Origin of the sequence: Saccharicrinis aurantiacus (assembly GCF_947489045.1) — a bacterium.
In the GTDB taxonomy this organism is placed as follows: Bacteria; Bacteroidota; Bacteroidia; order Bacteroidales; family Marinilabiliaceae; genus Saccharicrinis; species Saccharicrinis aurantiacus.
Genome location: NZ_CANLCN010000002.1, coordinates 178269 through 194605 on the forward strand (window position 1 = coordinate 178269; position 16337 = coordinate 194605).

Annotated in this window: 14 protein-coding genes; 8 read left to right on the forward strand and 6 right to left on the reverse strand. The window is 35.7% G+C overall.

From position 1 onward, the window contains the following. Positions 1 to 7: 7 nt before the first annotated feature. Positions 8 to 2029, reverse strand: coding sequence for a LamG domain-containing protein (locus QMO11_RS03915; protein WP_282036125.1), 2022 nt, complete (start codon positions 2027 to 2029; stop codon positions 8 to 10). A 395-nt stretch (positions 2030 to 2424) separates the two neighbouring features. Between QMO11_RS03915 and ilvA the strand changes: the two genes are divergently transcribed. After that, a complete protein-coding gene (gene ilvA, locus QMO11_RS03920) occupies positions 2425 to 3678 on the forward strand; it encodes a threonine ammonia-lyase (RefSeq protein WP_075603280.1) in 1254 nt (417 codons plus the stop codon). 29 nt (positions 3679 to 3707) lie between these two features. Here the strand turns inward: ilvA and QMO11_RS03925 are convergent, their stop codons facing one another. Next, entirely contained in the window at positions 3708 to 4289 is a 582-nt protein-coding gene (locus QMO11_RS03925) for an acyl carrier protein phosphodiesterase (RefSeq protein ID WP_282036126.1), read from the reverse strand. A gap of 191 nt (positions 4290 to 4480) precedes the next feature. Here QMO11_RS03925 and QMO11_RS03930 point away from each other — a divergent pair, with 191 nt between their 5' ends. Next, positions 4481 to 5740 (forward strand): hypothetical protein, encoded by a 1260-nt coding sequence (locus QMO11_RS03930; RefSeq protein WP_282036127.1) that lies wholly within the window; start codon positions 4481 to 4483, stop codon positions 5738 to 5740. Positions 5741 to 5797: 57 nt separating this feature from the next. Here the strand turns inward: QMO11_RS03930 and pdxH are convergent, their stop codons facing one another. Both pdxH and QMO11_RS03940 read right to left on the reverse strand, forming a co-directional pair. Beyond that, a complete protein-coding gene (pdxH, locus tag QMO11_RS03935) occupies positions 5798 to 6436 on the reverse strand; it encodes a pyridoxamine 5'-phosphate oxidase (protein ID WP_282036128.1) in 639 nt (212 codons plus the stop codon). 260 nt (positions 6437 to 6696) lie between these two features. Further along, positions 6697 to 7581 carry an MBL fold metallo-hydrolase gene (locus tag QMO11_RS03940; RefSeq protein ID WP_282036129.1) on the reverse strand — a complete coding sequence of 295 codons (885 nt, stop codon included), beginning with the start codon at positions 7579 to 7581 and terminating at the stop codon, positions 6697 to 6699. A gap of 47 nt (positions 7582 to 7628) precedes the next feature. On the opposite strand from QMO11_RS03940, the gene rluF reads away from it, so the two are divergent. The 6 genes from rluF to QMO11_RS03970 all read left to right on the forward strand — a co-directional run bounded on the left by rluF (position 7629) and on the right by QMO11_RS03970 (position 13797). Beyond that, the gene (rluF, locus tag QMO11_RS03945) at positions 7629 to 8360 is read left to right on the forward strand and encodes a 23S rRNA pseudouridine(2604) synthase RluF (RefSeq protein ID WP_075603276.1); all 732 of its coding nucleotides are present in this window, start codon (positions 7629 to 7631) and stop codon (positions 8358 to 8360) included. 195 nt (positions 8361 to 8555) lie between these two features. Continuing rightward, positions 8556 to 8879 (forward strand): hypothetical protein, encoded by a 324-nt coding sequence (locus QMO11_RS03950; protein WP_282036130.1) that lies wholly within the window; start codon positions 8556 to 8558, stop codon positions 8877 to 8879. 80 nt (positions 8880 to 8959) lie between these two features. Continuing rightward, complete coding sequence (gene mutL / locus QMO11_RS03955; protein ID WP_075603274.1) at positions 8960 to 10888, forward strand: DNA mismatch repair endonuclease MutL; 1929 nt, start codon at positions 8960 to 8962, stop codon at positions 10886 to 10888. An 80-nt stretch (positions 10889 to 10968) separates the two neighbouring features. Next, positions 10969 to 11727, forward strand: coding sequence for a rhomboid family intramembrane serine protease (locus QMO11_RS03960; protein WP_075603273.1), 759 nt, complete (start codon positions 10969 to 10971; stop codon positions 11725 to 11727). 39 nt (positions 11728 to 11766) lie between these two features. Next, positions 11767 to 12663, forward strand: coding sequence for a rhomboid family intramembrane serine protease (locus tag QMO11_RS03965; protein WP_075603272.1), 897 nt, complete (start codon positions 11767 to 11769; stop codon positions 12661 to 12663). Between the two features lie 12 nt (positions 12664 to 12675). Continuing rightward, positions 12676 to 13797 carry an endonuclease/exonuclease/phosphatase family protein gene (locus QMO11_RS03970; RefSeq protein ID WP_282036131.1) on the forward strand — a complete coding sequence of 374 codons (1122 nt, stop codon included), beginning with the start codon at positions 12676 to 12678 and terminating at the stop codon, positions 13795 to 13797. A 54-nt stretch (positions 13798 to 13851) separates the two neighbouring features. On the opposite strand, the gene ahcY is transcribed toward QMO11_RS03970, so the two are convergent. Both ahcY and QMO11_RS03980 read right to left on the reverse strand, forming a co-directional pair. Further along, on the reverse strand, positions 13852 to 15309 hold the full coding sequence (ahcY, locus tag QMO11_RS03975; RefSeq protein WP_282036132.1) for an adenosylhomocysteinase: 1458 nt from the start codon (positions 15307 to 15309) through the stop codon (positions 13852 to 13854). 90 nt (positions 15310 to 15399) lie between these two features. Further along, entirely contained in the window at positions 15400 to 16326 is a 927-nt protein-coding gene (locus QMO11_RS03980) for a bifunctional riboflavin kinase/FAD synthetase (protein WP_282036133.1), read from the reverse strand. Positions 16327 to 16337: the final 11 nt, after the last annotated feature.

The following is a 16337-nucleotide window of genomic DNA, read 5'->3' on the forward strand; positions in this document are numbered from 1 at the left end:
TACAACTTTATTTTATCAACTCATCAAACCTTATTTCAAAAGCCTCGTGAAGCATCTGTTGATAGTTTTTACAAAATTGTTGATAAGCATTCAAAGCATTTTGCTTTTGCTGTAAGTGCAATAAGGCTCTTATTCTGTATCTCAAAGCAGTATCAGAAAGAGAATCAACGCTTAACCAAAGTAAGGAGAGGTGAACCATTCGTTCATAATCCTTGCCTTCAGAGGCCCCTTCACAAAGTTCTGCAAGTAACTTTAAATGCTGATCATTCAATAACGAAATAATAGCATCAAACCCATCGTTGTTTAAATTAGAGTCCAATTTTAAGCTCTGAAAGGCAATCTTATCTGTAGTATTAGATAAGTGATCCTCAAACTGCTTAACATCAATATAAATAGCCTCAGATGTTTCAATAAACCAACTTCTATCCTGAAACAAAAGTTGTATTCCGCCCATCTTCTTAAAAATCGCGCGCAAGCGATGTACATTTGTATTTCTGTTATTTTTTTGTTGACTAGCAGTATCCGCATCCCATAAAATGGAAGATATTTCAGCCGAAGTAACATTCCTATTATACACTTTTGGGTATAGAATAAACAAGGCGAATAATCGAATTAAAGTTGGTGTAAATTCTGCTGAAACATTGTTGCCATCAGCATCAAAAGCCCTAAACTTATCGTAAAAATAAATGGCATTGTGTTTCGGAAGGAGCAACTCTTTTTTAACATTCTGATTACCGATAGTTTTCTCATTTCTGCGTTTTTTGATAACGAGCAATGCCAATAAAAGCATACAAACCAAGACTAAAACAAGGTAATAAGCTAAGTATGTTTCCTGCTTCTGCGCCAACTTAAGCTTCCCGTTATACACATCCTTTATCTCGTTAGCACTCAATAAGCGATCCCATATCAATATCTCCGACATAGCACCTTTGTACGAATCACCTGCATTCCAAAGGCTCCTTCCTAATTCAATAAAATTAGCTCCTCCTGTTTGATCCGCTATAGAATGCTCGCTAAGCAGTGCTCCATTTAAGTAAAAGGATATTTTATGATTGTAACTAAGCGTTACTGCTACGTGAATCCAATTATCATTCTTTACCTTAAACCGCTCCGATTCTAGCAAATACAACAGAGGCACCGAGTACCAAAGTTGTCCTTTTGTATAGGAGTAACGTAAACTAAAATCATTGTTCCCAACCAATGCAGCTACATATCTGTCGTTTTTAGGTTTCACCCAAAGTGCCACCGATTGCTGTTTGCCTAGTGTAACACCTGAGAATTTAATCAGTGAGCTATCACTCGTAAAATGAGCAGCCGATCCACGTTCTTTATCCTCTTCAAATAGTATATTTTGTATTTTATCTGTTTTGCATGCATTATTGGAAACATCAATGGCATTTTCTTTTAAAGGCAGATAGGCTTGTAATTTATAATCGAGCACAGGATCAATTAACTGACGCGTGTAAATGGCCTTCATTTCTTCGGGTGTTAACACCGTGTCCCAAACATTCAACTTGTCAAGCTTACCCTCAGCTCCCATATTGTATTTATCGTTGCCCACAATAAACGCACTCTTCTTTTGCTTCCAATCCACTCTTAGGGTATCCTGCAAAACCAAATCGCCATTATAATAAATACTCAGTTCACCATCTTTGGTAATGGTAAAACCGGCATGCTGCCAGTGGCCTTCATTCACTAAAGCTTCTGTGTTAATATCATGGCGCAAATAAAGATTGAACTGCAATTGATTATTAGATAGGTATCTAAAATAAAAATTCTCATTTTCGCCAAACAGTGTGCCTGGATGTGCTTTTATATTTTGAGGACAAAACCAAAGTGATACAGAAATGGCATCCTTGCGGGAGTTATTAATTTGTAAGGCTTCCTTATTCGGAATAAATGCAACAACTGATGGCCGTACAACATCATCTGCAATGGGCTGCAGTCCATCCACATGTTTAGCCATGTGGTATAAATCATCAGAAAAAATAAGGGCACTATTATTTTGTTGAGCATAAATAGAGGCCATACAGCAGGTTAAGAACAGACCTAACACAAGACTTATTTTTTTTACAGATGCTGATATCATAGACGGCTTTAACTCTTTTTTGAATGGAGGACTAAAATAGCAGAAAGAAACAAACCATACAAAATAACTGAAGCTGCGCTTGTCATTTTAATGTACTATTCTTGCTTGAAGCATTTCACCAAATTAACAGAATTTAAAGCTGCATCTTAGCTAAATGCCTATATTTGCAACAGGTTATTTATAATTTTAGAGGAATTACAAGAGTGACAAATTGATTTTAAGCTGAGGCCAATTAGATCAAGATATTGCTCGATGGTTTTCCATATTATTATAAATAACTGATAACACCTATCTCCATTAAAAAGCTGAATTGCTTTAAATTTTATTATAATAAGATGACTACATATTTTCCGCGTATAGAAGAAATCATTGCTGCTAAATCAACATTAAATGATGTAATAGAAAATACACCTTTAATGGAGAATAGACAGCTATCGCTAAAGTTTGATTCTAACATAATGCTAAAGCGCGAAGACTTGCATGTAGTTAGATCCTATAAAATTAGAGGTGCTTATAATAAAATGAAAAGCCTTTCTGAGAATCAATCAAAGGCCGGTATTGTATGTGCCAGCGCCGGAAACCATGCTCAGGGTGTTGCCTATTCGTGTCACAAACTTGGTATACATGGGGTCATTTATATGCCAACTACTACGCCTAAACAGAAAGTAAATCAGGTGCGTATGTTCGGTCAGGATTTTGCTAAAGTGGTACTTACCGGAGATACTTTTGACGATGCCTACAAATCGGCCATGGCAGAATGTACTCAAAGTGGTAAAACTTTTATCCATCCATTTGATGATGCCAAAATAATTGAGGGGCAAGCCACTGTGGGTCTTGAAATTGACATGCAAACCGATAAGCCAATTGATTATATTTTTGCTCCCATTGGTGGTGGTGGTTTAATTTCTGGTTTGGGAAGTTATATGAAACAAATTCATCCTGAAACAAAAATTATTGGCGTTGAACCTGCCGGAGCACCCGCTATGAAGGATTCTATTGCTGCAGGCGAACTAGTTACCCTCGAAAATATTGATAAGTTTGTTGATGGTGCAGCCGTGCAAAGAGTAGGGGAAATTACCTTTGATATATGCAAAAAGGTGGTGGATGATATTGTTTTAGTACCTGAAGGTAAGATATGCACTAAAATATTAGAACTGTATAACTACGATGCCATTGTGGTTGAACCTGCGGGTGCATTGAGTATTGCTGCTCTTAAGTTTTATGAGAAAGAGATAAAAGGCAAAAATGTTATTTGCATTGTTAGCGGAAGTAATAACGACATTACGCGTACCGAAGAAATTAAGGAACGCTCGCTACTTTACGAAGGCCTAAAACACTATTTTATTGTTCGTTTCCCACAACGTTCTGGTGCTTTGCGCGATTTTGTTGATCGTGTATTAGGGCCTACTGATGATATTACACATTTTGAATACCGTAAAAAAACAAGCCGCGAACGTGGTCCTGCCTTAATTGGCATAGAGTTACAGCACAAAGATGATTTTGAAGGATTACAGGAAAGAATGCTTGAAAATGGTTTTGTTGCGGAATACCTGAATGAGAGACCCGATTTATTTCAATACCTAATTTAAAACATAACGTATATTGGAATTATGCTGAATTATGGGTTTAGTTCAGCATGCACCATCTGGCGCATCTCACTAAAAAATAAGGCAAATTCATCTTCAAATAGAGGATAATGATTACTCATTACTTCAATGGCTTCTTCTGATTTATCAGGGAGCGAAGTGTTTTTTGCCATTATGGCTAGAGACCGCTCTATATCTTGCAAGTTCTTATAATTTTCAAGCCTACGACTTTTAATTAAAAATGGTAAAAACCCTTTTACTCTAGCAGGAAGCATAAAGTAATTCTTCATTAAATATTGATGGGTTTTACTTACAAACTCACCAAGAGGAACCGAAGAATAATTCGGCCAAGCATTAGCTAAATAATGATCATAAACCACATCAATTACTACAGATGAGTATCGTCCGTAGCTTTCTTTAAATCGCTGAGCACTTTGCTTAACAATAGGGTGTTTATCTGTAAAGCCATCAATTTTTCGGTGCAGTAATATCCCCTTCTGAACCTCAGGAGCATACTTCTCATATTGATTACCTTTTACATAATCGGCAATAAAGTTACCCAACATTATTTGCTGATTATTACCTGATAAATATATATGGGCCAGAAAATTCATTGAGCAAAACTGTTTTTTGATAAAAGGATACTTATACCTTACTTATGGTTAGTTTGTTCCCTTAATTATTGAGTATTTTTATTCCGACGCTGATAGCCGTATGTAATAGTAAAACTACGGCTGATTAAAGTTGTTCAGAAGCCTGCATTATTGCTACTTCAAAGTACAAATTAATTTGTAAAATAAACCTCATGAGGAACGTATTAATTATTGGTGATTTAGGGAGAGCATTTCATAGTTTTAACGTTTATTTTAAGAATAACCCTAATTATAAAGTTATTGCTTTTTTATCAGATCAAGCAAACCTTATATTAAACCAGAACTACCCAATTCAACTCACAGGAAAGGCGTATCCTTTAGGTATTCCTATCTATAAAGAAGATGAATTACACTCGGTAATTAAAAGGTATGACATTGAGGAATGTGTTATTGCCAAAAGCAACTACTCTCAAAAACAAATAATTGCTTTAGCTACAGAAATACAAGCTGCCGGAGCCGACTTTAAAATTTTAGGTGCAAATACTACCATGTTAAAACACTTGAAACCTGTAATTGCAGTTTGCGGATCGGATGCTACTAAAACTCAAGTATCCTGTAAAGTAGTAGAGCAATTAAAACTAGCAGGACTAAAAAGTGTTGTAGTTAAACATCCAGTACCTGAAGGCGATATAAAAGATAAAATTACGCAAAGCTTCTCAAAGCTATCTGACTTGGAGTACTCTCCGTATTCGAGCATTGAGAAAGAAGAAATAAAACAACAAATTGCTAATCGAACAACAGTTTATACAGGCATTGATTACCATGATGTTTTAAATAAAATTGATAAAGATTCTGCTGATTGCGACATTATAGTTTGGGAAAATGCCAATGAAGACATGCCTTTTTTTAAACCAGACTTGTTGATAACTATAATTAATCCTGATAAACTAATTGATGGTTATTTTAATCAACCCATAGATGTTAATATTAGTCTTTCAGATGTAGTTATTATAGATAAGGTATGCATAGCTGAACCTTCTACAATTCTTAAATTACGAAAGAAAGTACTCGAATTAAATAACAAAGCGGTAATAATTGAAGCTGCATCACCAATTGAAGCAGATGACTTTGAACTAATTTGGGATAAAAAAGTGGCTTTGGTTGAATTTACAAACGAGTCTAAAACTCAATTTTCAACCTGCATTGCTGCGGATAAGTACGGAGCATCTGATGTACTAATGTATGAGAATTCGAAGATATACCCTGTTACAAAGTTTGAAACTAGCGAGCTCAATAAATTGCAAGATTACTTAAACCAAGCAGATTGTGATTTAGTACTTATGGATACTCCTTTTAATATGAATAAAGCCCTAAGAATTAATAAACCCATTGTGAAAGTTAGGTCGCAATTTCAAGAATTAGGCACTCCCAATATAAAATCAACAATACAGAAATTCTTAAAAAAGATATAGAAAAACAAACGCTCTGAATTAAGTATTCAGAGCGTTTACTTTTTTAACTATACTGTTTCAAGGCGCTAACCTTTCCTTAAGCCAATCCCCTTGATTTAGTTTAAACCTTATTCTATCGTGCAAACGTCCAACTCTTCCTTGCCAAAATTCTATTTCAGTAGGAATCAATTTATAACCTCCCCAATTACTCGGACGCTTAATACTTTTATTGGACTCCATAGCCTCTTCATACCACTTTTCTAACTGCTCTCTACTTTCAACAACCTGGCTCTGGGGAGATATTATCGCACTAAGCTGACTATCCTTTGGTCGAGAATTAAAATAATCATCACTTTCCTTCTCCTTTAACTTAGAGGCCATTCCAACAATTCGGACCTGACGTTCTAATTGCGGCCAAAAAAAGTTTAGTGCAGCATAAGGTTTATCCTTTAATTCATTACCCTTCCGACTACCATAATTGGTATAAAACCAAAAGTCTCCACTATCACTAATATTCTTTAATAACAGAATTCTTGAAGATGGGATACCATCTTTAGAAACTGTTGAAAGAGTCATTGCAGTTGGCTCAATACAGGCACTTTCTATTGCATCGCTCAACCACATTTTAAAAGTATCTATTGGCGAAGCACCAATATCATTTTCATCAAGTTTGGCTTTATCAAAGTCCTTTCTTATTTTGGATAAATCTCTTAACATCGCATCAATTTTATAATAAAACAATGCACTCTAAGCTTTGTTTTTATGCCTTTAAATAAACCAAGCATTAAAGGCTCTTCTTCGCAACACAGTGCTACCTGCTTCGGAATTCATCCAAACTAAAAACACACTTAATACATACGAAACTCGATAAATATCGAATTTAATATGAGTTTAAATTGAATTTGGTATGAGTTTAGTTTGAGTTTAATGCGACCCAGTTTCGAATAAACTCCCTATCAGAATAAGAGAATACTCCTTTACAAATAGTTATCAATTTCTTCTAGTTTGAAGGATTCTTTGCTCTTGATTCCCCTCTCGGTTTTCAACAAAGTGCAGCACTCATTGTATAAATCGTGCTCAAAAAATAAGGTATAATTATTATCCGCCGCCTCACTTAAAAACGCGGTTTTCTCTTCCATCGAAGTAATCGGATCTGTATCATAGGCCGAAACCCATGCCGTTGGTAAACTAGCCATAACCGGTATTAAATCACCGGTGTAAACTATAGTGGTATTTTTATATTTGATAAAAGGAATAACTTGTCCTTTGGTATGCCCATTAAATATTCTTAGCTCAATGCCTGGGCATAATTCAGTATTTTCATCAATCAACTCAAGGTTTCCTGATTCAAATATAGGCATCATATTTTCCTTAAAATATACCGAACCTTCTCTAACATTCGAACTCAAATAATTATCCCATTGCGATTGTGCGGCCCAATATTTTGCATTGGGAAAAGTTGCTTTTAATACACCTTTTTCGTCCTTTTCAACAGCTCCTCCACAATGATCGAAATGTAGATGAGTTAAAACAACATCAGTCACTTCATGAAGTCCCACCCCCACATTAGCAAACGATTGATGCAAACTATCATCTCCATTTAAATGTTGATACGAAAAAAACTGCTCAGACTGTTTATTACCAACACCTGTATCGATTAAAATTACTCTACCTTCAGTTTTTATAAGCAAACATCGCATGCTTAGGTTACAATAATTCTGATCATTACACGGATATCTTTTTTCCCATATTACTTTGGGCACAACTCCAAACAACGCACCTCCATCGGCCATAAAATTGCCGGTTTCAATCTTATATAATTGCATAATTCTTTTATTGGCAAAAGTAGTGTACTTTTGCATATTATTGAATTATTACTTGCTATATGCATCTGTAATTTTGTTATTTTATGAAGTTAGAACAGCCTGTTAGAATTAATAAATACCTAAGTGAAATTGGATACTGCTCTCGCAGAGAGGCCGATAAATTAATTGATGCTAAAAAAGTAACCATTAATGGTAAGGTTCCTGAAATGGGTACTAAAGTGCAAGATGGCGACGAGGTTCGTGTAAAAGGGAAATTAGTTGGTCAACAAAAAGAAAAGCCGGTTTATATTGCTTTTAACAAACCCGTAGGCATTGTTTGTACCACCGACACGAAAGTGGAGAAAAATAACATCATTGATTTCATTAAATATCCAACACGTATATTTCCTATCGGAAGATTAGATAAACCAAGTGAAGGTCTTATCTTTTTAACCAACGATGGCGATATTGTGAATAAAATATTACGCGCTCGAAACAATCACGAGAAGGAATACATTGTTTCAGTTGATAAGCCAATTAACGCTGGATTTATTAAAAAGATGGGTGCCGGAGTTCCGATTTTAGATACAGTAACACGCAAATGTTTTGTTGAACAAACAGGTAAGTTTGAATTCAGAATCATTCTTACTCAAGGCCTTAACCGACAAATTAGAAGAATGAGTGAATACCTCGGTTACAATGTAACAAAATTGAAACGTACCCGAATTATGAACATTGAGTTAGATGTACCCGTTGGCAAATGGCGAAATATTACAAAAAAAGAGCTCAAAGAAATTAACCGTTTGGTTTCTGATTCTGCAAAAACTTTTGAATAACAATTCGGCTATCCTTAGCTAAAATCAAAGGTATTATTAACCATTGTTGATAACTTATTAAACTGATAATTATAACTTAAGCTGTTAAACTATAGTTAAACTAGCCTCTGTATTTTAAGACTCAGTAATTACTTGTATCTTTGTTACACAATTACTCTTTCAATAAATCTGAAAGGGAACACACATAGAATAAAGATGAAGTTTACTTTTATAAAAAATCAGCAACATAGGGTTTTTAACTATAAGCCTGTTTTTTACGATGAGGCTAAAGAAGAGTTAGATGAGCGCAAGCGTGCTGTTCGCGAGGAGTTGGGCTTAGATAAAGAAGATGATGGGTCTACGCATGCAGATAGAATTAAAGGTAAAATGAACCGCCGTATGCAACAAACTACCTTTGATGTATCTCGTAAAGAGAAACGTAAATCAACACTACGTATTGTTGTGATTATTGCCATACTTCTTATGTTCTTTTATTACCTTTTATATAGTAGTTCTGAATGGATCTTAGAATACTTATAATTTCAACTAACACTTCATCTACAAAATTTCGTTTAAAGAATGCGATTGTAAATTTCGTGCTTCGCAAATAGGATTCATTTATGTCAGATATAATTCAATTATTGCCCGATTCTGTTGCCAACCAAATAGCAGCAGGAGAAGTTATTCAACGTCCTGCTTCGGTAGTTAAAGAATTGGTTGAAAATGCAATTGATGCGGGTAGTACCGATATAAAAATAGTAGTTAAAGATGCGGGAAGAACACTTATTCAAATAGTGGATAATGGCTGCGGAATGTCAGCCACCGATGCCCGTTTATCTTTTGAGCGACATGCTACTTCAAAAATTAGAGAAGCCAACGACCTATATGCCATACGAACAATGGGCTTTAGGGGTGAAGCCTTGGCATCTATTGCCGCCGTTGCACAAGTTGAATTAAAAACTCGTAAAACAGGCGATGAGCTTGGTACATTAATTTCTTTGGCAGGATCACATGTAGATAATCAAGAAGCCATTTCTTGTCCTGAAGGAAGTAACTTTTCTGTTAAAAATTTATTTTTCAATGTTCCAGCCCGACGCAAATTCCTAAAAAAGGATAGCACTGAACTCCGCCATATTATTAACGAGTTTCAGCGAATTGTTTTGGCTAACCCTGATGTGAGTTTTCATTTAACTCATAACGACATGCCAATGTTTAGCTTGCCCGTTACCAACATAAAGCAACGAATTGTTAATATGGTTGGTAAAAATATGCTGTCGCAATTGGTATCTGTTGAAACTTCAACTGTACTAATTAAGATTCATGGTTTTATCGGCAAGCCTGCATCTGCTCGCAAATCAGCTGGTGATCAATTCTTTTTTGTGAACCAACGTTTCATGAAACACCCTTATCTGCACAAAGCAGTTACAGAGCCTTATGAGAATTTAGTAGCTACAGGAGCAATACCTGCTTACTTTTTATTTCTTGAGGTTGATCCTAAAATTATAGATATCAATATTCATCCTACCAAAACTGAAATTAAGTTTGAGGATGAACGTGCCATTTGGCAGATTATGAATGCAACCATTCGCGAGAGCCTCGGAAAGCATAATATGATTCCGACTATTGATTTTGATACTGCTGGTAGACCAGAAATACCTACAGGCATAGATGAATCATCAAAGGAGGCTCCTAAAGTAGAGGTAAACCCTTTCTTTAATCCCTTTGAACCAAGTCAGAGTGTTTCTCAAAGTAGTGGTTCTTCTGCGGGTAGCGGAGGATCGTATACACCACAAGAAAAGCAAAGTACGCAAGGTTGGGAGAAGCTCTACGAAGGTTTTGAAGCTGAATCGCAAGTTGCTACACAAAACAGTGCTCCTGCAGAACAAGCTCCATTTAATCCGTTTGAAACGGGAGTTGAAACCACTACAATAGCAAGTGCTGAACCGGTTCAACAAACCATGCAGATGTCAGAAGGCAGTGTTGCAGCAACATCTTCATGCTTTCAATTAAAAAATAGATATATCCTTACTTCGGGTAAATCAGGTTTAATGATGATTGACCAAAGAAGGGCGCACGAACGTATTTTATACGAACAATTGATGGCTTCTATTAACGTAGGCAAAGCCATGACACAGCAATGCTTATATCCTGAACAACTAAACTTCAATGCCGAAGATACTATGGTTGTTAAGGAACTAATGCCAGAACTTTTAGCTTTTGGCTTAGACCTTAGTGTGGATGATAATGATAACTTTGAGGTTAAAGGCACACCTGCCGATATGCAAAATATAAGCATGAAGGCCTTAATTGATGGTATTTTAGAGAGTTTTAAAACCAGCGAAGTTGACTTAGAGGCTGACTTAAAAGACAGAATTGCACGTTCTATAGCGAAGCAATCTGCAATACAATCGGGTCAGGTTTTATCAATAGATGAAATGGATGAAATAGTGGGACAGCTTTTTACATGCCAAGTTCCCAACTTTTCGCCCGATGGTAAAACTATCATTTCTATTTTAACTACCGACGAAATAGAAACGCGCTTTAAATAAATGAAGCACAGAATACAATGACACAATGGCATCAATTCATTTTGGTTTGATGCTTGTACACTTGGTAAAAAATAAAGATTATGTTTCAGCAAAGATCATTGTTTGGTAATATACCTCCAGTCGTTAAGAATCTCTTAATTATTAATGCACTTGCATTTTTTGCCATGTTTTTAATGAAACAAGGCATTAATTTACCTGGGCTAGGTTTTATTCGTTTAGACTTAAATAAGATTCTTGGTCTATACACACCAGGCAGCGAGCACTTTCACTTTTTCCAATACATCACCTACATGTTTATGCATGGCAGCATGACACATATTTTCTTTAATATGTTTGCCTTGTTCATGTTTGGTCGAATTTTAGAACAAGTATGGGGACCACAAAAGTTCTTATTCTATTATTTTGTTACTGGAATAGGGGCAGGTCTAATAAATGTAGTGATGTCATTTATCAGGGTAAAAATGGTAAGCGCTGATTTACCTCCTGAAGCTGTTGCTGAAGTTTACCAAAAAGGACAAAGTATTCTATTGGGGAATCAGAACTACGTTGATGCATCTTTAGCAACATTAAACGAATTGATAAACATACCAATGGTTGGTGCCTCTGGATCAATATTCGGACTATTATTGGCCTTCGGCATGCTATTTCCTGAAGAAAAGATATACTTATATATGCTCATTCCGCTTAAAGCGAAATGGTTTGTTATTGGTTACGGAGCCTTAGAGTTATATTATAGCATTATGAACCAACCAGGAGATAACGTGGCGCACTTGGCGCACTTAGGTGGAATGTTATTTGGGTTCTTCTTAATTAGACATTGGCGAAAAACCAGTTTCTAAGTATTTTAAACTCTTCTTAATATTATTAGTTTTACTGATATGTCGATAGTTGATGAAATAAAAGAGTCGTTTAAACAAGGTGGTGCACTAACCCGATTAATTTATATTAATCTTGGTGTTTTTGTGGTTATCAGAGTTATTTATGCCATACTAGCCTTAATGGGTGGTGGTGACTTAGGTGATTTAATCATTTCTTGGTTATCAGTTCCTGCGCATCCTAGTGCACTATTGTTCAGACCATGGACAATTATTACTTACATGTTTTTGCACTACGATTTTCTGCATATATTATTTAATATGCTTTACCTATACTGGTTTGGTCGCTTATTCCTCAACTATTTTAATCCTCGCCAACTATTAGGCGTTTATTTTATGGGAGGTATAGCTGGTGCTGCTCTTTACATTCTGTCATATAATATTTTCCCCGGTTTAAATAGTGTAGCACCAAGTGCGGTAATGATGGGTGCTTCTGCTTCTGTAATGGCCATTCTGTTTGCTACAGCCCGATACGCACCTAATGTAAAAGTACATTTAATGTTTTTAGGGCCAGTAAAATTAATGCATATAGCACTAGTTCTATTTATTCTCGATTTAATTAGTATTTCAAGCATGTCGAACACTGGTGGGCATTTGGCACATATTGGAGGTGCTCTATTTGGTGTATTTTATGCCTCAAGACTGCAAAAAGGAAAGGATACAACATTGAGATTCAATAGATGGATGGATAAGGTGGTAACCTTATTCTCTCGAAAAAACCATATGAAGGTTACCCATTCCAGCAAGAAGCGTCCAATGTCGGATATGGAATATAACTCACGTAAAAATAACAACCAACATAATGTAGATCGTATCCTTGATAAAATTAAGAGCAAAGGATATGACAGCTTATCTGACGAAGAGAAAAGAACATTATTCGACGCAAGCGATAAAAATTAAACCATCCTTATTTTGAGAAAGCTACTCCGAAACATAGTATTTTTAGTAAATGTAATTATAGTTACCCTACTTTTATTAAGTGTTTTAGGCTCTAAAGTATCACCTGTTCATTCTAGTTTTCTTTCGTTTATTGGCTTTGCATTTCCCTTGCTATTTATAGCCAATGCGCTATTTGGTTTTTTATGGCTTGCCAAATTACGCAAGCGTGTAATATTCTCTATTTTAGCCTTACTCATATCTTGGTCGCAGTGGGAAGATGTTTTCCAACTTCAATCGGTTAAGGTTACCGATAAAACAAGCCTTACTATGCCAGTAAGCATTATGTCGTATAATGTTAGGATGTTTGATCGTTACAACTGGACTGGAGATAAAGAAACACCCAATAAAGTATATCAGTTTTTTAAAGATGAGAATCCTGATATTTTATGTGTGCAAGAGTTCTTTGTTAATAATAAGATCCCGCACTATTCCGAGGCCAATATCTTATCAAAATTTAAGCAATACAGATACAAGCACATAGAGTATAATGTTGAAACTAAAACTGGTCGGAAGTTTGGCCTAGCTACATTTTCAAAATTTCCGATCACTAGAAAACAACCTTTATATTTTAAAAACACAAGTAACTTTAGTATCCAAACCGATATAGTTATTAATGGAACTAAAGTGAGGGTTTTTAATAATCATTTAGAGTCTATCCGGCTTAAAGCCGAAAACTATCATTTTATAGATAGCATTACTTACCTTAATGAAACAGAACGTAGAGAAGGGGTTAAAGCTATATTTACCAAAATGAATGAGGCCTTTGATAGCCGATCGTTTCAGGCTGAGAGTATTGGCCGACATATTGAAAACTCACCATTTCCGGCTATAGTTTGTGGCGATTTTAATGATACACCGGTTTCGTATGTTTACAGAACTGTTAGAGGTAAATTACAAGATGCTTTTGTAGAGTCGGGCAGTGGATTTGGCGGTACCTATCACGGAAAATTGCCATCCTTCAGGATAGATTTTATTTTTCATGATAAGATATTTAAAGCCTATAATTTTGAACGAACCAAGGTTGGTTATTCTGATCATTACCCCATTACAACTATTCTCGACCTTTCTCCCAAAGAGTCCTTACTAGATTTATAAATAAAAAAAGCCTGACACAAAAAGTATCAGGCTTTCATATATTCTTCACAAATATTAGTATCTGTAATGTTCTGGTTTATATGGACCCTCAACAGGTATCCCTAAATAATCCGCTTGCTCTTGTGATAATGTAGTTAATTTAACGCCTAATTTATCAAGGTGTAAACGCGCTACCTTTTCGTCTAATGCTTTAGGTAATGTGTACACTTGATTTTCGTATTTATCAGCATCTAAGTGTAACTCAATTTGAGCCAATACTTGGTTAGTAAACGATGCAGACATCACAAAGCTTGGGTGACCAGTAGCACAACCTAAGTTTAATAAACGACCTTCAGCAAGAATAAGAACTGAATGTCCATCAGCAAAAGTCCATTTATCGTACTGAGGTTTAATGTTAGTACGAACGATACCTTCTACTTTGTACAACTCAGCCATTTGAATTTCGTTATCAAAGTGACCAATGTTACCTACAATAGCCATATTCTTCATTTTAGACATATGGTATGCAGTAATAATATCTTTATTACCTGTAGTTGTTACAAATAAATCAGCGTACGATAAAGTATCTTCAACTGGTAATACTTGGTAACCTTCCATTGCTGCTTGTAAAGCACAAATAGGATCAATTTCTGTGATAATTACACGAGCTCCTTGACCTTTTAAAGATTGCGCACACCCCTTACCAACATCACCATAACCACATACAACAGCTACTTTACCTGCCAACATAACATCAGAAGCACGCATAATACCATCGGTAAGTGAATGACGACATCCGTATAAGTTATCGAACTTCGATTTAGTAACAGAATCGTTTACATTAATTGCAGGGAAAGGTAATTTACCTTGCTCAGCTAATTGGTATAAACGGTGTACACCTGTTGTAGTTTCCTCAGAAACACCACGAATGGCTTCTCTTTTTGTAGCCCAACAAGTAGGGTTTTCTTTTAATGTTTTTCTGCAAAGCTCTAAAAACACCCCTTCTTCTTCAGAATGTACATTTTCATCAAAAGCAGGAACTTCTCCCGCAGCTTCAAATTCAGCACCTTTTACCACAAGCATTGTAGCATCACCACCGTCATCTAAAATAAGATTCGGACCAGAACCATCAGGCCAAGTTAAAGCCTGAGCTGTACACCACCAATACTCCTCTAAAGTTTCGCCTTTCCAAGCGTAAACCGGAATACCTTTAGGAGCCTCCTCTGTACCTTCTTTACCAACAACAACTGCAGCAGCAGCGTGATCTTGAGTAGAGAAAATATTACAAGAAACCCAACGTACATCGGCACCTAATTCAACTAAAGTTTCAATTAATATGGCAGTTTGTACTGTCATATGCAGAGAACCCATAATTTTAGCTCCTGCCAAAGGTTTTTTGCCTTTATATTCTTCGCGCAATGCCATTAAACCAGGCATTTCAATTTCTGCTAAATCCAACTCTTTTCTTCCGAAATCAGCCAATGTGATATCGGCAATTTTATAAGGAAGGTTGTCAACTAAATTCTCTGACATACTAATATGCTTTTAATTATTTTTTGCAAAGGTAGTTTTTTTACGTAATCTTCTAAGCTATTTGCAATAAACAGTTTACACAAAAAATGACTAACTCAATAGTTTTTTTACAGTTTGCTCATCAATTTTGAGTTGAGCCTTGAGTGCATCTACACTTTCGAATTTTTGTTCGTTACGCACTCTATCTACAAATTCAATTACAACTTCTTCAGAATATATATCATCCGAAAAATTGAATATATGTACTTCAATGGTTTGTTTTGTTTTACTTGAAACAGTAGGCTTAATACCTACATTAAGCATCCCATCATATTTATTCCCTTTTACAAGAAGCCTACAGGCATATACGCCAGTTTGAGGTATTATTTTATGGGAGTCGTTTGGCTCAATATTAGCCGTTGGAAACCCAATGGTACGGCCTAACTGTTGACCACTTACCACATTCCCTGTTAATGAAAAAGTATAAGATAATAATGCCTTAGCTAGAACAACATCGCCAGTTTCAATGGCATTTCTTACTACTGTTGAACTTACATTAACTGAACCAACTTTTACAGCTTCAACTTTGGATATCCCAAATTGATTCTCATTGGCGATACTCTGATATACTGAATAATCATCAATTCTATCTTTTCCAAAACGATGATTATAACCCATAATCAGGTGTTGCATTCCAAACTTAGCTATCAATACTTGCTCTATAAATTCTTTTGCACTCAGTGCAGCAAGTTCTAAATTAAATGGAAGTAGTATTAAATCGTCAATTCCTTCCTTCTCTAAAAGCGCTATTTTTTCATCTAGAGTAGTAATAAATTTTAAGTCTTCAGCATTCTTTCCGAGTACTAACCTTGGGTGTGGCCAAAAGGTAACAACAACAGATCGTGCATCGATATTACGTGCAGTAGTTACAACTTTAGAAAGTAGCTGCTTGTGTCCTAAGTGAACACCATCAAACATACCTAATGTTACAACCGTACTTGTATTATTATACTTATTTGGATCGGAATAAACCTTCATGAATACTCTAT

What these genes read in the sequence shown, in the direction of transcription:
- QMO11_RS03915 (WP_282036125.1), bottom strand. Translation starts at nt 2,029, where the DNA reads ATGGCCTCTATTTATGCTCAACAAAATAATAGTGCCCTTATTTTTTCT.
- ilvA (WP_075603280.1), top strand. Translation starts at nt 2,425, where the DNA reads ATGACTACATATTTTCCGCGTATAGAAGAAATCATTGCTGCTAAATCA.
- QMO11_RS03925 (WP_282036126.1), bottom strand. Translation starts at nt 4,289, where the DNA reads ATGAATTTTCTGGCCCATATATATTTATCAGGTAATAATCAGCAAATA.
- QMO11_RS03930 (WP_282036127.1), top strand. Translation starts at nt 4,481, where the DNA reads ATGAGGAACGTATTAATTATTGGTGATTTAGGGAGAGCATTTCATAGT.
- pdxH (WP_282036128.1), bottom strand. Translation starts at nt 6,436, where the DNA reads ATGTTAAGAGATTTATCCAAAATAAGAAAGGACTTTGATAAAGCCAAA.
- QMO11_RS03940 (WP_282036129.1), bottom strand. Translation starts at nt 7,581, where the DNA reads ATGCAAAAGTACACTACTTTTGCCAATAAAAGAATTATGCAATTATAT.
- rluF (WP_075603276.1), top strand. Translation starts at nt 7,629, where the DNA reads ATGAAGTTAGAACAGCCTGTTAGAATTAATAAATACCTAAGTGAAATT.
- QMO11_RS03950 (WP_282036130.1), top strand. Translation starts at nt 8,556, where the DNA reads ATGAAGTTTACTTTTATAAAAAATCAGCAACATAGGGTTTTTAACTAT.
- mutL (WP_075603274.1), top strand. Translation starts at nt 8,960, where the DNA reads ATGTCAGATATAATTCAATTATTGCCCGATTCTGTTGCCAACCAAATA.
- QMO11_RS03960 (WP_075603273.1), top strand. Translation starts at nt 10,969, where the DNA reads ATGTTTCAGCAAAGATCATTGTTTGGTAATATACCTCCAGTCGTTAAG.
- QMO11_RS03965 (WP_075603272.1), top strand. Translation starts at nt 11,767, where the DNA reads ATGTCGATAGTTGATGAAATAAAAGAGTCGTTTAAACAAGGTGGTGCA.
- ahcY (WP_282036132.1), bottom strand. Translation starts at nt 15,309, where the DNA reads ATGTCAGAGAATTTAGTTGACAACCTTCCTTATAAAATTGCCGATATC.
- QMO11_RS03980 (WP_282036133.1), bottom strand. Translation starts at nt 16,326, where the DNA reads ATGAAGGTTTATTCCGATCCAAATAAGTATAATAATACAAGTACGGTT.